Genomic DNA, 17,026 nt, shown 5'->3' on the forward strand with positions numbered 1-17,026 from the left:
TGTAATGATGCTATTTATAACATTAGAAGGAATTGATGGTTCTGGGAAAACAACGATTTCAAAATTATTAAAAGAAAAATTACGGTCAGAAGGATATCAAGTTGTTTTAACACGAGAACCAGGGGGCAATGAAATTGCTGAGCAAATTAGAAATGTTATTTTAAGTAAACATAATTTAGGAATGGACCCATGAACAGAAGTTTTATTATATATTGCTGCTCGTAGGCAACATGTTGTTGAAGATATTTTGCCGGCGTTAAAACGAGGAGAAATTGTAATTTGTGATCGTTTTATGGATTCTACTTCAGCATATCAAGGATATGCTCGTGGATTAGGAATTCGAACATTAGATGAAGTACAATCCATTGTTTTGGGCACAACAAAGCCAGATTTAACTCTTTTTTTTGATATTGAACCAACAATGGCAAGTGAAAGAATGAAAGTTAGAAATGAGGTTGAAATGAACCGTCTTGATTTAGAAAAAAATTCGTTTCACAAGAAGGTATATGAAGGGTATCAAGTTTTAATTAGTGAAAATGCAGATCGCATTAAAGTTATTGATGCTAGTAAACCAGTGAATGAAGTATTAGAACAAGTATATTATTATGTTGATGAAATTATTCAAAAAATAAAGGACAAAGAAAATGGATAATTTATTTACAAAAAATGATGTTGAGAAAATGACACTATTTAAAAATTTAATTTTAAAAAATAATTTATCAAATCAACTTTTGATTTCTTGCAATAATAAAGTTAAATTAGAAAAATTTACAACAGAAGTTATTAGATTTTTATTGTGTTTAAAAAAACAGGGAGCAGATTGTGAATGTGATATTTGTCACCGCATTAATAATAAAACTTATTATGATTTAAAAATTAAAGGTGATTTTGAAACAACAATCAAAAAAGAAGCAATTCAAGAAATTATTCAAACCTTTAATTATTCTGCGTTAGAACAAACAGGAATAAAAGTATATGTTATTAATGGTATTGATTTATTAACATTAGAAGCGGCTAATTCATTATTAAAATTTTTAGAAGAGCCTAGTAAAAATACATACGCTTTTTTGTTAACAACTAATAAAACAAATGTTATTGATACTATTAAATCACGTTGTTTAAATATTATTTTAGAAAATACAACTGATTTATTAGAAGTTGATGATTTTAAAAATGAATTTATTTCTACCTTTTTTAACAATTTTGCAAGTAACTCGACAAATAACTTTATTCCTATTCGTCAGTTAAATAATTATGATAGTGTTGAATGCCGCCAATTTTTTTTAGCAATTGCTAATGTTTTAAAAAAGAAAGAATGAAAAAAATATCAAATTACAAATCAAGATTTAATTCAAAAACTAAATCATAAAAATAGCAAGTTAATTGAAGTTTGTTATACTATTGCCAATTTATTATTGGAAAATTTAAATAAAGAATTAATTTTAGAAAAGGGATTGATTGATTGATATAACGAGGTATAAAGTGAAAGTTTTAAATGATTTATTAGATTATGAGGGAATTAAAATTAACCAACGAACTGATATGTTTAATTTTTCATTGGATACAGTCCTACTGGCTCGTTTTGCAACATTAAATACAAAAATAAAAAATATTTTAGATATTGGTACTAATAATACGGCAATTCCGTTAATTTTATCAACTTTAACTTCAGCACCAATTACTGGCATTGAATTGCAAAAAGAAGCTGTACAATTAGCGGAGGAAAATGTTGCATTAAATCATAAAATTGAACAGATTAAAATTATTCATAATGATATTAATTAATATGTTAAAACTAATGCTAATGTTAAATATGATTTAATTGTCTGCAATCCGCCGTTTTTTAAAATTGATGGAGCAAAATTAAATGAAAAAAATAAATTATTAATTCCAGCACGCCATGAAACAGATGTCACATTAGAAGAGATTATTTTTGCTGCTAAGAAATTAGTTGCAAATCGAGGGTATTTTACGATTATTCATCGTACAACAAGATTATTAGAAATTATTGCATTATTAATTAAGTATGGTTTTAATATTAAGCGAATACAATTTATTCATCCTTTTGTAGAAAGTGAAGCAAATAATGTTTTAATTGAAGCTTGTTTTCAAAGTGGGGCAGGCCTTATTGTTGAAAAACCAATCATTGTTCATAATAAGAATTATCATTATACAGAACAAGTTTTAAAATTATTTCGAAAATAGGTGATAGAAATGGAAACTAAACTTTTAAAACAGAATGAAAAATATGTTATCGGGGTGTCTGGTGGTCCGGATAGTATGTTTTTACTTGACAATATTTATAATAATTCAGAGTTAGATATTAATAATTTCATTGTATGTTTGGTAAATTACCAGAAGCGAAAAGATAGTGACTATGACGAACAAATTGTTGTTGAATATTGCCAAAAACGAAATATTAAGGTCTATGTAAAAAAAGTGACAGCGAAAGACTATGAACAGTATCAGACTAATTCTCATAATTTTCAAGCAGTTGCTCGTAGCATACGATATGATTTTTTTTTACAAATTAGTGAAAAATATTGTTGCCAGGGTGTTTTAATTGCCCATAATTTGACTGATCATATTGAAACATATATTTTGCAAAAACAACGAAATGGGATTGTTGAATATTATGGTCTAAATAAAACTAGTTATTATTATTCTCAATTGTTTAACAAAAAACTAAAAATATTGCGGATTATGTTAGAAATATCAAGAGAAGAAATTATTGAATATTTATTTCATCAGCAAATTAATTATGCAATTGATTCAACTAATATCTTAGCGATTTATAATCGAAATATTATTCGTAATGAAATTCAGGATATTAATTTACAAGATATGTTATTAGAAATTGAGGAAAAAAATAAGGAAAATGAACAATTAAAGTTAGTTGCAAAAAATTATTTGATTGAAAATTTTGGGCAAATTAATGTTACTAGTTTTAATGCTCTTAATAATATTCAGTTGCAAAAAATTATTATTTTTAATTATTTTAAAATTAATAAGGTTGTTTATTTAATTAGGAATAAAAAAAGAAAGTTTTTAGATGAAATAATTAAGGAATTAAAAAGTTTAAAACCAAATATTATTCTTAAAATTAATTCAAGATATTCTTTAATTAAATCATATGATAATGTTGAAATTGTTAATAATGAACTTTTAGAATTAACAACAATTCAAATAACATCAACAACTGGATTACCAATAAAATGAAAAGAAAATATTATTAATTGGGGAACTAAAAATAAGTATGATTTTATGATAGCAGCAGCACAATGACCAATCACAATTACCAACGATTTATCTTTGCTAAGAAATGCAATGATTAATAAGATGCGTTTAAATCGTTGATTTATCAAAAATAAAGTACCGCTTTTAGCACGAAAAAGTTATTTTGTATTAGATAAGGATAATAACCTTATTTATGCGAATAATTTAGTTGATTTAAAAATTAATAAATTTATTAATAATACTTTAGCGGAAAAATACAATTTATTTTTTTTTATGATAGAATAGTCTAGAATTGGTTCATTGTTTCAAGTGACCGAAAAAGATTAATTTTAAAAGTCTTAATAGAAAGGAAACAGTTATGAATAAAAAAAGAATGTGATTTGCAATTATAAGTTCGTTAATTTTTATTGGTTTGATTATTTTAACAATTGTATTATGAATAAAATCAGATATTACAAAAATTAGCGAAGGAGATATGCAAAAAATTGGTAATACTCAAAATTATAACAATCAAAATATTGATGAAATTACTATTAAGGCTAATGTTGGTAAAAATACTGTAGTTATAGAAGGAGTAATTCGATATTCTGAGGGTGGTGTTATCAAAACTGTTCGCTATAGTTCGGAATGAAACCGTGAAGGTTTTAGAGCTTATACTTACAAGGACAAAATACCAACAAATACATGAGATGAAAATTTTAAAAATAAATTAAAAGGTGGTCTTGTTTCAGTTGACCGTGAGTTTGTTCCAGTGTGACAAGCGATGTTAATACAATTAGTACCATGATTATTAATAATGGGAATCGCCGTCTTTATGATTGCTCGTTTATCAAAAATGTCTGGTGGGATGTCAGGTGCTAATCCCTTTTCAATGGGGAAAAATAAAGCACGTCAAATTCAATCCACTGTTAAATTTTCTGATGTTGCAGGAATTAATGAAGAAAAAACAGAGTTAGTTGAGGTAGTTGATTATTTAAAAAATCCACAGAAATATTCAAGTATGGGTGCTCGTGCTCCAAAAGGAGTTCTAATGGAAGGACCACCAGGTACAGGAAAAACTTTATTAGCAAAAGCTGTTGCTGGAGAAGCCGGTGTTCCATTCTTTTCAATTTCAGGTTCTGAATTTGAAGAAATGTTTGTTGGAGTTGGTGCTTCAAGAATTCGTGAAATGTTTATTGCAGCTAAAAAAGCTGCACCATGTATCATTTTTATTGATGAAATTGATGCTGTTGGTCGAAAAAGAACTGTTTCAATTGGGAGTGGTGCTAATGAACAAACATTGAACCAATTATTAGTTGAAATGGATGGTTTTGGAACTAATACGGGAGTTATTGTTATGGCAGCAACAAACCGAGTTGATGTATTAGACTCTGCCTTATTAAGACCGGGGCGTTTTGACCGCCAGATTCAAATTTCATTACCAGATATTAATGAACGAGAAGCAATTTTAAAATTACATGCTCGAAATAAAGCAGTTTCAACAGAGGTTGATTTTAGACGAATCGCGGAAAGAACACCAGGATTTTCTGGAGCTCAATTAGAGAATGTTTTAAATGAAGCAGCAATTTTATGTGTTCGTAAGAATTTAAAAATTATTACTGTTAATATTATTGATGAAGCGATTGATCGTGTTGTTGGGGGACCAGCAAAAGAATCACGTAAATATTCAGTAATGGATAAAGATATTGTTTCTTATCATGAAGCTGGTCATGCTCTAATTGGTTTACGTTTAGAAGCAGCTAGCAAAGTTCAAAAAGTTACTATTATTCCACGTGGACAAGCAGGTGGTTATACAATTATGACACCAAAAGAAGAAACAATGTTTCATAGTAAAGAGAACTTATATGCGACAATTACTGGTTATTTAGGTGGGCGTGCATCAGAAGAGATTATTTTTGGAAAAACAAAAATAACAACAGGAGCACATGATGATTTAGAAAAAGCAACTAATATTGCACGTCATATGGTTACTGAATATGGAATGAGTTCTTTAGGATTAGTTCAATTTGAATCACCAAAAGATGAATATACTGCAACAAGAAAACGTTATTCAGAAGATATTGCGGCTAAAATTGATACTGAAGTTCGTAAAATTTTAGATGATTGTTATGTAACAGCAAAAGCATTAATTTCTGAAAATCGTAGTTTATTAAATTTAATTGCTGAAAGTTTAAAAATATTAGAAACAATTACGGCAGAACAAATTGAATATATTGATAAATATCATAAATTACCTGATGAAGTAATTCATGAAAAAGAACGTGCAGCAAAGCATAAAGAAAAAGAAGCAAAAGGTGAAATTTTAGAAGTTAAACCAAAAGAACGAAAAAAAGATCACCCAGAAGATGATAAAAATAATGATCCAAATAAGAAGTAGGCTAATTAAGCCTACTTTTTGTTTTACTTTTAACGATGATTATACTATAATTGCAAAGAAAAGAAATTTATAAAGGAGTTTAAAGGAATGGACAAAGTAACGAAAGCAATTAGTAATGTTCATAATGTTAAAATGACAGTTGTTGATGCAACTAAATCATTAAACGATATTATTAAATTACATGCAACTAATCCGCTTGCAACAATTGTGTTGTCAAGAGTTGTTCTAGCCACTATTTTAATTGGTAGTGATATGAAAAATGCAACTGATAAAATGACAAGTATTATTAATGGAAATGGTCCAATTGGAACGATTATGGCAGAATATACTGGTCATAAAGTACGAGGATTTTGTGCTAATCCACAATTTGATGTTGATGAAATTGATCGTGAACATAATGTTATTTCCCAAGTAGTTGGTACAAATGGTTATTTACGCGTAATGAAAGATTTAGGAATGAAAAAAAGTTTCTCAGGTCAAATTCAATTAATTTCTGGTGAAATTAATTTAGATTTTACTTATTATTTAGCACAAAGTGAACAAATTAAATCAGTTATTGCATGTTCAATTAAAATGAATGAAGATAATACAATTGCAAAAGCAGTTGGTTTTTTCGCACAGTTGTTACCAGAACATAAAGAAGAAGATATTGACTATTTAGAAGAAAAAATTGAAAATTTAGAAAACATTAGTCATAAATTAATTGCTGAAGATAATTTAATTAATATTTTTAAACTCATTGATCAAAATACCAAAGTGTTAGAAGTTGATGAAATTAAATTTGAATGTAGTTGCTCATACGAAAAAGCTTTAGAATCAGCAAAGTTATTAGGTGATGAACAACTTAATGAAATTTTAATAAATAATGGTGAAATTGAAATTGCATGTGATTTTTGCCGCAAAAAATATCATATTAGAGCAAGTGATTTAAAAAGTTTACTTAAAGAATAAGGGCAAGATATCTTAAATAAATTGATAAAATTATAATAATTTTGTTATGATATTATTATGATAAAAAATAATTGTAAAATGTATTTTAGTATAAAGGGGAGGCACAACACAAGATGGCTGAAATTAAAGATGTACCTAGTACAGACCAAACAAAATCACATGGAAAAGAAGCTAAAGCAAAAAAACCAAATGACAAGGAACCAAAAGAAAAAGTTGATTATACTGCCGTTAAAGAATTTAAACAAAAGTTAAAAGAGCAAAAGAAACAAACAAAGTTATATTCAAAACGAATTCTAAAAGGGGAAATTATTTCAACAACAAATAGTAAACCAGATACAAGTAAATATGTAATTGAACTAGTTAATGTGAAAAAATCATATATTACTGGGGAAGTTGAAACACCGGTTTTAAAAGGAATTAATTTAAAATTAGAAAAAGGAGACTTTATTGTTATTCTAGGTCCTTCTGGATCAGGAAAAACAACATTACTAAACATTATTTCAGGTTTAGATAAAGTTTCAAGTGGTGATGTTTTTGTTATTGGCTATAACTTATCGTTATTAAAAGATGTTGATTTAACAAAATTTAGACGAGATAATGTTGGTTTTATTTTCCAACAATATAATTTATTAACTAATTTAACTGCCAAAGAAAATGCTGAAGTTGGGGAAAATTTAAGTAAAAACAAAAATAAGAATATGACAATTAAAGATATTTTTGAGACAATTGGAATGGAAGAACAAATGAACAAATATCCTCACCAAATGTCAGGGGGACAACAACAACGGGTTTCAATTGCTAGAGCATTAGCAAAAAATCCAGATATCTTATTTGGCGATGAACCAACAGGAGCTTTAGATGAAGAAATGGGTCGAAAAGTACTTGAAATTTTAGTTGATGTTAATAAAAAATATAAAACAACGGTTATTATTGTTACTCATAACCCAAATATTGCTGATATTGCTAATACAATTATTCATGTTCGTAATGGATTAATTGACCAAATTAAGAAAAATACACATCTAAAGAAACCAAGTGAAATTGATTGATCTTAATTTGTAAAACGCTATTATGTGTTTTACATTTTTTTATTAATATTATTAGAAATATTTTTTAAAATAATAAAATAATTTTAGAATATCTTTACTGAATTATTGAAATTTGTTACAATTAGAAAGAAAATATCGTTTAACTATTTACAAGTAGGTCGCATGGAAAAAAGAAGGGTTTTAAAAAATACATAGAAATTGAATAAGAATAATAAATTAAACCATTTACTAAAATGGTTTTTTTATTTGTAAAACCAAAATTATTAATTGATTCAGAGAAAGGACAGCATCTTAAGTTCTTAAAATAGAAACTTTTTATCACAACTTTTTGATACCTTCTTTAAGTTATGTTACACATTTATTAAATATCTTAGAAATCTTTACAAAATGTCTTCTGTTTTTTCTCCTAATTTAAGGTGTTGTCCTTCCTCTGTTTCAGTTAACTAATTTGCTAATAAATAAAAAAACTTAATATCAAGGAAAGGAGTAGGTAATGAAAATTAATAAACAAAAACAAATTTGCGATATTGATAACTGCTATAAAACAATATCATTCATTACTGAAGAATTTTTATCAAATAAAGTTTTATGAACTTGTGAAAAACATAAAAATTTATTAAATCATACAAAAGATAAAAACCAAAAGTGGTTTTATAAACGCTTAGAAAATTCAAAAATTATCTTTGATTATAAAACTGGTTTTTTAAAACTTTGATTTTATAAAACAACTTAATGCAGAGTGGGACGGTTATTTTAATAACTAAGTGTTTTTATTCCACAGGAGGAGGTCTAGCCCATCGGTAATCAGTCCGGAAATAATAGACGCTTTAACAAGCGATAGTCGTGATAAGTGCGAGGTCAACATCAAACGACAATAAATATTGAGATGGCCACTTTATAAATAAATTTGCGATAGATATTACTTCTTAGAAGTGACGGCGGTTTAAAAACCACAAAGTCAGCATTAGGCTCTTCAAGGTGCGAGTGAATTTATTTTAAAAACTGAACGTTTTGACCTGAAATGGTGCGGATGAAGAGAGAGAATTCTCTGGTATTATCTTATAAAAACAACTGTCGATTATTAAATAATATACCGTCACTGCTCACCCCGGTGAAGCAAGTGTCGTAGTAAATAAATATATAAATACTTATATAACTAACTCTCGCTTTGACACTTTCACTTGGGAGTGAGTGCCAGCGAGTTAAAAATAGGAGGAATTAAATTATGAATAAAAAATATTTATTAGTAATAAAAAGTAAATACGGTGATTTAAAAACAGAATTCTTTTATACATTAGAAGAAGCAAAAATTACTGCTAATGTTGAAAATAAAAATGGTTTATTAACAACTATTATTGATTTAGAAGATAACAATATTACATGACAAGGAGATAAATAATTATGTGAAAAGATGAAAATGGTTATGTTTATACTGAAGAAGACTTATTCAATATTGCATTAGAGGAATGTCATTCAGAAGATAGTGCTTATGAATATATTGATAATTTAATTGAAGAAATGGAATTAGAGGAAATTTAATTATGGCAGATTTAAAGTTAAATAATGAAGTTAAAAATATTACTTATCCGTTTTATTTAAAAGGAAATGATTTTAAAGAATTAAGTTTAAAAGCATTAACAATTAAAAAATGAATTGATGAAAATGGACAAGAATTAGCAGAATTTATCTATCGACAACAAGCTTGATTAATAAATGGAGAATATAAATCACAATCACTAAAAGATTTAAAATTAGTAGTTTCAAAAATTGATTATGTTTTTAGAGAACCGTTAGAATTAATAAAAAATTTTAAAGATGAATTAAATTTTATTAGAAAAGATATTTTAAATTTAGAAAATAATATTAGGAATAATCATGATTCTTTAAAAAATAGTGTCATTAATATTCAATTTCAAAAACAAAATGAAATTGTTGAAACTCATAAAAAAGAGCAATTTTTAGAAATTAAAAGTATAGCAAAACAAGAACAAGAATTAAAAATTATTACTAGTAATTTTCGGAAAGAAAAATTATTAATTAAAGATATTGAGGTTATTGGTATTAATGATGATTTTTTACAAAAAGCTGATAAATTAGAACTTATTAATCTTATTAAAAACTATTTAATTGTTGATGAACAAATTATTAAAAATGAAATTAAAGAACAATGAGATAGTAATAAAGATATTAATTTAATTGGAGTTAAAGGTATTAATTTTAAAATAAATAAAGGAGTGAAATAATTATGAGTAATTTAGGAATAAAAGAATTAATAGCAACAGCAGTTGAAACATATGAATTAAATGTTAATGCTAAATATTTACAAGAAAATTTAATTGCTTTGCAAGAACTAAAATTAAAAAATAATCAAAATTATATTAATTTAGTTGGTAATGCTGATAATGGAAAAATTACAGCTTTAGGAATTATTAATTTAAGTAATAAAGGTTTAATTTTTGGAAAAGATTTTAATATTATTCCATTTAAAAATAAATTAACAACTATTATTGATAGTAGTGTTTTTCAAAAAAGAATGGAAAAAGAACAGTGAATGTTAAAACGCGGAATTATTTATAAAAGTGAAAAATTTGTATGAGATACTGATTTACAAAAGCCAAAACTACACGAAATAGATTTTATGACAAATACAAGTCAATATGAAAATATTATTGGTGCTTATGCTTTTGGTATTAATCGTTTAACTGGTGAAACAAAAGGAATTTTATTAAGAAAATCCGATATTGACCGTTTAAAAAATAGTAGTTCAAGTGGAAATAGTGAATATTCACCTTGAAATAAATGACCAAAAGAAATGGTTGAAGCAAAATTATATCGTAAATTAGCCCAAGAATTAGGAATAGATATTACTGATATTGATTTAGATGAAAAAGAAATAAAAGAAGATGGTAATTTTGATTATATACCTTTTAATGATATTACTGTCGCCAAAAATCAGGGGCAGATGAGCGATGAACCCTTATCAAACAATATAAATACCCCATCTTATACAGAAATAGCGGACACAAACAATAATGTCGTTAAAGAAGAAGACATCTCAAATGTAGTACCAGCAGTTAATAATAACAACGATGAGGAATGAGCCACTTGATAAAAATTGGTATTGACCCATCAGGAACAGGTACTACTGCTATTGTTGTTTATAAAAATAATAAATTAATAGATAAACAAGAATTTATAAATAAAAATTGAAAAGAACAGTATGAATTTATTAATGATAAATTGTTTGATTATGAAGAAAAAATTAATATTGAAGATTGTTTATATACATCTGCTAATGCAAGTAAAGATAGAGATGATTTATTAAGATTATTAGGAGCATTATCTGTTTACAAATATTTTATTAATTGAGTATCACCAAAAAATACTAAATCAGTTGTTAAAAATATGGAAAATTTAAGTAAATATAATGATAGTTGCTTATGGAAATTTGATAAAGATATTAATTTAACTTATCAATATGGTAAAGGTTGAAAATATAATAACAAAAAAATAAGTAATCATTTACGAGATGCAATTATTATTGCTAATTATGAGAGTTAATTTATGAAAGAATCATATAATCAAAAAACAGGAAAATATTATTCTTGCAAAATTCGGAATGTTAATCTTTATTTAGATAAAAAACAAGAAAAAATATGAAATGAATTATCTTATTTTGAGACTTATTCTCAACGAATAGAATATCTTATCAACTTTTATATAACACACAATAAAGAAAAATAAAAAATAACCAATTAAGGTTATTTTTTTAAATACTATTTGTTAGTTTTTGAATAGCATCTTTTTGTGCTTGTTTTTTGTCGTTTACTTTAACTTGTTTTTTAACATTTTTAATTTGACCTGTTTTTAATGCTAATTCTGTTGCATAATCAGGTCCGCGTAAATGTTTTTCGTGGGCAATAACAGCAGTTCTTAATTCTCTAATTTCTGCTTTATATTTTTTAATTTTTTTAGCAGATAATCCAAGAATACCAAGACTACCCATTCCTCCTGCACCAGCTAACACAAGTAAAGCAATCATTAATGTTTCATTCATTTTCTTTAATTCCTTTCTTATTCTTACTCAGACAGTGGCCATCTATCCTTTCAGAACAAAATAATTTATAAATTAAACTATATAACCACCCAAAAAATATCAGCCACCCCTATATATAGTTTATTTTAAATTTAATTCTTTGTTATTTTCTTCTGTTATACCATCTAAATTATTTCATTGTTTTGCTATTCTTGGCTGAATAACTCGCGGATTAATCCGACAATCTAAGCAATGTCTTAAATGGTCTTTTTTTCATTTTGATTTATCAATTCAAATTATAATTAAAGAAATTATTAAAGTAATTAAAGGTAAAATTGTAAATACTAATCCCATTTTAGATATTTTTAATCGTGGAATATCAATTTTCATATCTACTTTTGGTTTACTACTAGCAACAAATATGCCTTGAATTCCATGCGTAAATAAAGGTGTTAATAAAATAGCAATGCCATTACCTCAATATTGACCATAATTATATCAATTAATATTATCTTTTATTGCATTAATCATTCCATATTCTAATCAACAATTTAATAATAAAAATATTAATGTATAAAAACTAACTACCCAACTCCTAATTTTATATTTTCTTTCTCATTCTCTAATATCTTTATGAGTTCAATTATAAGTTGGAATAGGGTCTTTTTTAAATCAATTTCAAGGTAATGCACCCTTTAATCAAGTTGTTTTATCTTGTTTCATTAATTAAAACTCCTTTCTAACTTATTCTTTTTCTTTCAATACTTAATGTTTGCATTTCATGTTTAACGCCATTTTGATTTAATAAACTAATAACAGCATTTTGATAACCTTTTCTTAAACTAATAGATATTGTAAAAATAGGTAACCCTGAAAATTGAAAGGTATTTCCAACTACTACATCATAATTTTTATCAAATCCTTTTTCACTAAAAATTAATGAACTTTTATAAATAGTTTTGTTTTCTTTTAAATATCCTAATTCAACTTTATATTTATATATTCCATTAGGAGTAACTGGCAAAATATATTGAGTATCATTAGGTTTAAAATCACTAGTATTAACTAATTCTCAATCATTTGGTATTTTAGGTAAATCTTTTTTCTGTAAATAAAATTTATCTAAATATTTAGTAGTACCAAATGTATCATCAGTACTTTCAATTCCCACAACTGTACTATCAACAATCATATAATCAGCAGTATTTTTACCACCTTCAAAACTAGGGTCTCAAATTCTTAATTCCCCGTTTTCAGCATTAAAATCAGCATTAGCACGACCACTACTATTAGGTAATAAAGTTATTTTATTTTGTTTTAAATCTGAAACCATTAATTCATCAGCAGTATTTTTAATAATTGTTTTATTATCAATTTTAATAACAGTACTTTGTTTTGCTTTTCAGACACCATTTTCTTCATAAATAGTATCATTATCAAACGGAACATTTATTTCATTATTGTTATTTTTAATAATACTTTTATTGTCAATCTTAGTTTTTTCTTTTTCTATTAAAGCATCAACTTCTAATTGTGTATAATATGCTTCTAAATCTATCGTAGTTAAATCAATACCTTCTTCTTGAAAAGTACGAAACATTTTCTTTAAAGTTGTTAAATTAGCCAATGATTTTGCATAGGTAGGCAATAGACCTTGTCATGTTGTCATAGGGTCATTTTGAGATGAATAGTTAATATCACCAAGATTCATACTTGCTGAAGTAAAAAATTCAATTGGAATGCGGTTAAATGTTCAATGCTCAACAGTAATAAATACCATATTAATACAAATTTTCTTTAATAATGCGTCTTTAAATGTTTCAAATTTTAATTTTGAAAATGGATAGTTTAAATATGAATTAATCATATTTTGAGCTCTTAAAGCAAATGTTTTAAATCATAATTCTACATCACCTTTAAAGAACTTATTATATCGAGTTGGAACTTGTGTAATTTTACCTGTCATTGGAATAAAATTATTATAATTTTCCAAAGTAACATTTTGTCATAATTCATTTAACACTTAATCATCTCCTTATCATTTAATTTTTTTAGAATATATTTTCTTTAATATAAATTTTTTACTATTTAGTAATGTTTTTGTTTTAATTGTTTTGTTTAAATCTTGTTTTGTTCTTAGTTGTTTGTATGTTTGAAATACTAGTCCATTACCCAATAAACTAGTAACCGCACTATCTTCTAGCATATTTAACAATTTATCTTTATTAAAGTTATTTTTAAGTTGTTCTTGCATTTTTAATATCTTAGCAATTGTCCGATATATTTTAAAGCTATCTTTTACTACTTGTTGATAAGCAAGTGGAATAAAAGAAACTAAATTAAATAAACTTGTTTTTTTAAATCCTCAGCCAATAAACCACTCACTGTTCATATAAAATTTAAAAGGTTCAGGAGCCAAAATAAACTTTTCTGCTTTGATTAAAGTTGTCATAACAACAATAGGGGCATATTGCAGATTTTTATAATATATTGTTAAAGCAACTTCACCCGCAACTGATAAAGGAACAATTTTTACTGCTAAAAAAACATCAGAACCATAGGCAAAAGGTAATAATTGGCCTTTTTTAATAGCCTTAGTTTCAAATTTAGATAATATTTTTTTAGTTTTATCAGTAATTTTATTAATTACTTTTTGTTTAATAGCAATTATTTGTTTTTCAATTGGGACTAATAATTTTTTAGTTACTTTTTGAATATAAAAATTTGGGTTTAAATGATTTAAAATTTTATTTAATTTAATTGGTGTTTGGTACAAGATATTTAATAATTTATTATTGTATACTTTGCTACCACGCATTAAATTAGCATTTAATAGTAGGTTTTTACCAACACCTTTTTTATGAAGATTAGTCATAATGTTATATCACTCATTAGTATTAATTTTGCTTATTTTATCAATATTTAATCCATATTCAGACAATCATTTATTAGCATTTTTTTCATTTACGCGTGGTATTTTTTGAACTAATGTAGGACTTATTTTTTGAATATTTTTTTCAATTTTTAATAAATTATTAATTGTTTCTAAATTAGAAACTTTAAAACCCTTATAAAAATCATTTCGGGCTAATTTTCCAATTGTATATAATAAAGTTTCATTATTAGCCTGCTTTGTAAAATCAAATATTAATTTATCAGATAAAACCTTTTTACCCGTAACTTGTTTTACAACATCTTCTAAATTATTAGCAGTTATTACACCTAATTTTTCAAGTAATTTAGTTTCTTTTGCTAATTTTAAAATTCTAGTTGTGCGAGCAGCACGCGTTAATTTTCCAATACCACCAATTGCTGGTAACAAATTTAAGGCAGTACTTTTTGCTGTTACTTCTGATGTTAATTTATCGTATATTTGATTTACAGCAAAATTGGTTGCTGTTTCTACTCCAAACGAGATAAATGCTGCGGCAAAATTAGATAATCCCGCACCAAGACCAACTGCAGATGCTACACCACCAGTTAAAACTGATAAACCAAGGGCTAAAACTTGAATTCCTAAAAATTCTAATAACTGTAAACCAAAACTTTTTTCTTGTTGTTGGATTGACAATCTAGTTGGATTTTTTTTAACAGCATAAATAAGGACTGTTTTAGATGTTCCAATTGGCATATCTATCAAACGAAAAAGTACTATTTTTTAGTACTATTAAGAATTTTTAATTTTAACATCAATCGGATTTGTTTGACCAGTAGCGTTGTTTTTACCTTCAATTTGAACTTCAACAGTTTTATCATTTGTAATATTAATTGGTCAATCTTCACCTTTACTTTCAATAAAGTAATCAAAATCATTTTCAGTTAAAGAACTATCTACGGTTTTAACTGCTTTTAAAACAACATCTTTAAATTGTGGTTTTAACTGCTCTGATGTTGCTTTTGTTGGGTCTGCAACATGAATAGTTGGTTTATCTAATTTATTAATTTTACTAATATCAGTTTTTGTAACAATATGTTTAATAATTCCCTTAGGTTCAACTACTGCTCCACCTAAATATAAAACTCTTTCCATAATCAAAGTATTACCCATTCCAGTACCTAACGCAGCAGCGCCAACCCTTAATGGGGTATGGTCTTTTTTGCGTAAAATAAGAGGGTCATATTTTTTGCTAAATTTAAAAGCAATTGCATTAACTCCATTTGGTAATAATTCAATTGTTCCTTCTGAACCATCTTTATTAATAATTGGTAATTTTTTAGGAACCATATAGTATGTTGTTCCTTCAACAGTTTTCATTGCTCCACTTGTTGCAATTACGCTATTTATTTGGTCGTTTGCTCCAAGTTGTAACTGTAATTTATTACGAATTCCACGAATAAAATCAGCCGAACCCAATACAACTGTTTCTGATGGAGTAAAACCATTTTCATATATTTTATCCATAATTTCATCGTGAATTTGTAAAGCATTAGTATCATCTGCTTTTTGCCCTTGAATAGTTGTAACTGTTCCTTTATTAATAATTTCTAAAATTTTATTGCGTTTATAAGCAACCTCAGTATCCATTGCTTGCTCAATATCAGCAGCCCAAAGATTAGGATTAAAATCACTTTCTACGGGGTCTAATTTACGAGCAAAAGTTAAAATTGTATCTAATTCAACAATGCCATCTTCAAATTCCACTGTTGAATATTTTAGTAGGGTATCATCAGTATTAAATACTTGACCGTTTGCTCCCAAACCCTCATTATATTTAATATTTTTCTTTCTTTTATATGTTAAACCAAACTTATTGGCTTCTTTTCACGCAAATAATGCTTCTCAACTAAATTTTTGTTGGTAAGTTTGTAAATATCATTGTTCAAATGTTTCTCGGTCTTGTTTTGTTGCTTGATTAGCAATATCTCCGAAAATTCTTTGTGGGTTTTGTGCCATAATTTACTTCCTTCTTTCTATTTATTAAATACATTGTCTGTATCTAAAATATTGTTTTCTTTGTTTTCTACTTTTGGTACGCCACCAGTATTAACTGTTTGTACCTTAATTAATTCATCATAAACACTTTGCAATTGTGTTTTAATGATTTCAATATCATCAGTAATATCATAAGACTTTAATAAAACATTTTTAAATTCTTCATTATCAGTTAAAGAATTAATAAAGTAAATTACTTCAATTTGTTTTAATTGAATTGTTTGTTGTTCAATTTGTGAAGTTAATTCAATATTTTTTGTTTGTAGTTCGTTGATTTGCTGATTATTATTTTCTAAATTACTTGCATTAAATTCTTCAACTTCAGCATTATTTTCTAAAATAATTTCAGCAGTTTTAATATCTAAACTACCATATTCATTTTTAATAGGTTCATTATTTTCATTAATAAGAACATATTTTACATTTTTTAATGCCATTGTTTT

21 protein-coding genes are annotated in these 17,026 nt (G+C 26.1%); 14 read left to right on the plus strand and 7 right to left on the minus strand.

The window, feature by feature from the left end:
* Positions 1-7: 7 nt before the first annotated feature.
* From tmk to EHU54_RS00070, 3 genes are read left to right on the plus strand one after another with little or no spacing between them, the layout of a single operon-like run.
* Positions 8-652 (plus strand): dTMP kinase, encoded by a 645-nt coding sequence (tmk, locus tag EHU54_RS00060; RefSeq protein WP_400248293.1) that lies wholly within the window; start codon positions 8-10, stop codon positions 650-652.
* Positions 645-1,481, plus strand: a complete 837-nt coding sequence (locus EHU54_RS00065; protein ID WP_400248256.1) for a DNA polymerase III subunit delta' — start codon at positions 645-647, stop codon at positions 1,479-1,481. Before tmk ends, EHU54_RS00065 begins: the two co-directional genes overlap by 8 nt.
* Before the next feature lies 1 nt (position 1,482).
* A complete protein-coding gene (locus tag EHU54_RS00070; RefSeq protein ID WP_400248257.1) occupies positions 1,483-1,785 on the plus strand; it encodes a 50S ribosomal protein L11 methyltransferase in 303 nt (100 codons plus the stop codon).
* Here the strand turns inward: EHU54_RS00070 and EHU54_RS00075 are convergent.
* The gene (locus tag EHU54_RS00075; RefSeq protein WP_400248258.1) at positions 1,782-2,147 is read right to left on the minus strand and encodes a hypothetical protein; all 366 of its coding nucleotides are present in this window, start codon (positions 2,145-2,147) and stop codon (positions 1,782-1,784) included. The genes EHU54_RS00070 and EHU54_RS00075 overlap by 4 nt on opposite strands.
* A gap of 67 nt (positions 2,148-2,214) precedes the next feature.
* Here EHU54_RS00075 and tilS point away from each other — a divergent pair, with 67 nt between their 5' ends.
* The 11 genes from tilS to EHU54_RS00130 all read left to right on the plus strand — a co-directional run bounded on the left by tilS (position 2,215) and on the right by EHU54_RS00130 (position 11,358).
* On the plus strand, positions 2,215-3,522 hold the full coding sequence (gene tilS / locus EHU54_RS00080; RefSeq protein ID WP_400248259.1) for a tRNA lysidine(34) synthetase TilS: 1,308 nt from the start codon (positions 2,215-2,217) through the stop codon (positions 3,520-3,522).
* A 73-nt stretch (positions 3,523-3,595) separates the two neighbouring features.
* Positions 3,596-5,614 carry an ATP-dependent zinc metalloprotease FtsH gene (gene ftsH / locus EHU54_RS00085; protein WP_400248260.1) on the plus strand — a complete coding sequence of 673 codons (2,019 nt, stop codon included), beginning with the start codon at positions 3,596-3,598 and terminating at the stop codon, positions 5,612-5,614.
* Between the two features lie 87 nt (positions 5,615-5,701).
* Positions 5,702-6,565, plus strand: a complete 864-nt coding sequence (locus tag EHU54_RS00090; protein ID WP_400248261.1) for an Hsp33 family molecular chaperone HslO — start codon at positions 5,702-5,704, stop codon at positions 6,563-6,565.
* Between the two features lie 113 nt (positions 6,566-6,678).
* Complete coding sequence (locus EHU54_RS00095) at positions 6,679-7,620, plus strand: ABC transporter ATP-binding protein (protein WP_400248262.1); 942 nt, start codon at positions 6,679-6,681, stop codon at positions 7,618-7,620.
* Positions 7,621-8,107: 487 nt separating this feature from the next.
* Positions 8,108-8,347: a hypothetical protein gene (locus tag EHU54_RS00100; protein WP_400248263.1), complete on the plus strand. Its 240-nt coding sequence runs from the start codon at positions 8,108-8,110 to the stop codon at positions 8,345-8,347.
* A gap of 492 nt (positions 8,348-8,839) precedes the next feature.
* On the plus strand, positions 8,840-9,013 hold the full coding sequence (locus EHU54_RS00105; RefSeq protein WP_400248264.1) for a hypothetical protein: 174 nt from the start codon (positions 8,840-8,842) through the stop codon (positions 9,011-9,013).
* A 2-nt stretch (positions 9,014-9,015) separates the two neighbouring features.
* Positions 9,016-9,153, plus strand: a complete 138-nt coding sequence (locus tag EHU54_RS00110) for a hypothetical protein (protein WP_400248265.1) — start codon at positions 9,016-9,018, stop codon at positions 9,151-9,153.
* Positions 9,154-9,155: 2 nt separating this feature from the next.
* On the plus strand, positions 9,156-9,857 hold the full coding sequence (locus tag EHU54_RS00115; protein ID WP_400248267.1) for a hypothetical protein: 702 nt from the start codon (positions 9,156-9,158) through the stop codon (positions 9,855-9,857).
* Positions 9,858-9,859: 2 nt separating this feature from the next.
* On the plus strand, positions 9,860-10,726 hold the full coding sequence (locus tag EHU54_RS00120; protein ID WP_400248268.1) for a recombinase RecT: 867 nt from the start codon (positions 9,860-9,862) through the stop codon (positions 10,724-10,726).
* Positions 10,720-11,175, plus strand: a complete 456-nt coding sequence (locus tag EHU54_RS00125) for a hypothetical protein (protein WP_400248269.1) — start codon at positions 10,720-10,722, stop codon at positions 11,173-11,175. The genes EHU54_RS00120 and EHU54_RS00125 overlap by 7 nt, the downstream gene beginning before the upstream one ends.
* Before the next feature lie 3 nt (positions 11,176-11,178).
* Complete coding sequence (locus EHU54_RS00130; protein WP_400248270.1) at positions 11,179-11,358, plus strand: hypothetical protein; 180 nt, start codon at positions 11,179-11,181, stop codon at positions 11,356-11,358.
* A gap of 25 nt (positions 11,359-11,383) precedes the next feature.
* On the opposite strand, the gene EHU54_RS00135 is transcribed toward EHU54_RS00130, so the two are convergent.
* The 6 genes from EHU54_RS00135 to EHU54_RS00160 form a co-directional block, all read right to left on the minus strand.
* Positions 11,384-11,713: a hypothetical protein gene (locus tag EHU54_RS00135; RefSeq protein WP_400248271.1), complete on the minus strand. Its 330-nt coding sequence runs from the start codon at positions 11,711-11,713 to the stop codon at positions 11,384-11,386.
* Between the two features lie 78 nt (positions 11,714-11,791).
* The gene (locus EHU54_RS00140; protein ID WP_400248272.1) at positions 11,792-12,373 is read right to left on the minus strand and encodes a hypothetical protein; all 582 of its coding nucleotides are present in this window, start codon (positions 12,371-12,373) and stop codon (positions 11,792-11,794) included.
* A 16-nt stretch (positions 12,374-12,389) separates the two neighbouring features.
* A complete protein-coding gene (locus EHU54_RS00145) occupies positions 12,390-13,673 on the minus strand; it encodes a hypothetical protein (protein WP_400248273.1) in 1,284 nt (427 codons plus the stop codon).
* 12 nt (positions 13,674-13,685) lie between these two features.
* Positions 13,686-15,281, minus strand: coding sequence for a hypothetical protein (locus EHU54_RS00150; protein WP_400248274.1), 1,596 nt, complete (start codon positions 15,279-15,281; stop codon positions 13,686-13,688).
* A gap of 36 nt (positions 15,282-15,317) precedes the next feature.
* Positions 15,318-16,544 (minus strand): hypothetical protein, encoded by a 1,227-nt coding sequence (locus EHU54_RS00155; protein ID WP_400248275.1) that lies wholly within the window; start codon positions 16,542-16,544, stop codon positions 15,318-15,320.
* A gap of 17 nt (positions 16,545-16,561) precedes the next feature.
* Entirely contained in the window at positions 16,562-17,020 is a 459-nt protein-coding gene (locus tag EHU54_RS00160; RefSeq protein WP_400248276.1) for a hypothetical protein, read from the minus strand.
* Positions 17,021-17,026: the final 6 nt, after the last annotated feature.

This window comes from Spiroplasma sp. ald, from assembly GCF_044714355.1.
Taxonomy (GTDB): domain Bacteria; phylum Bacillota_I; class Bacilli_A; order Mycoplasmatales; family Mycoplasmataceae; genus Spiroplasma; species Spiroplasma phoeniceum.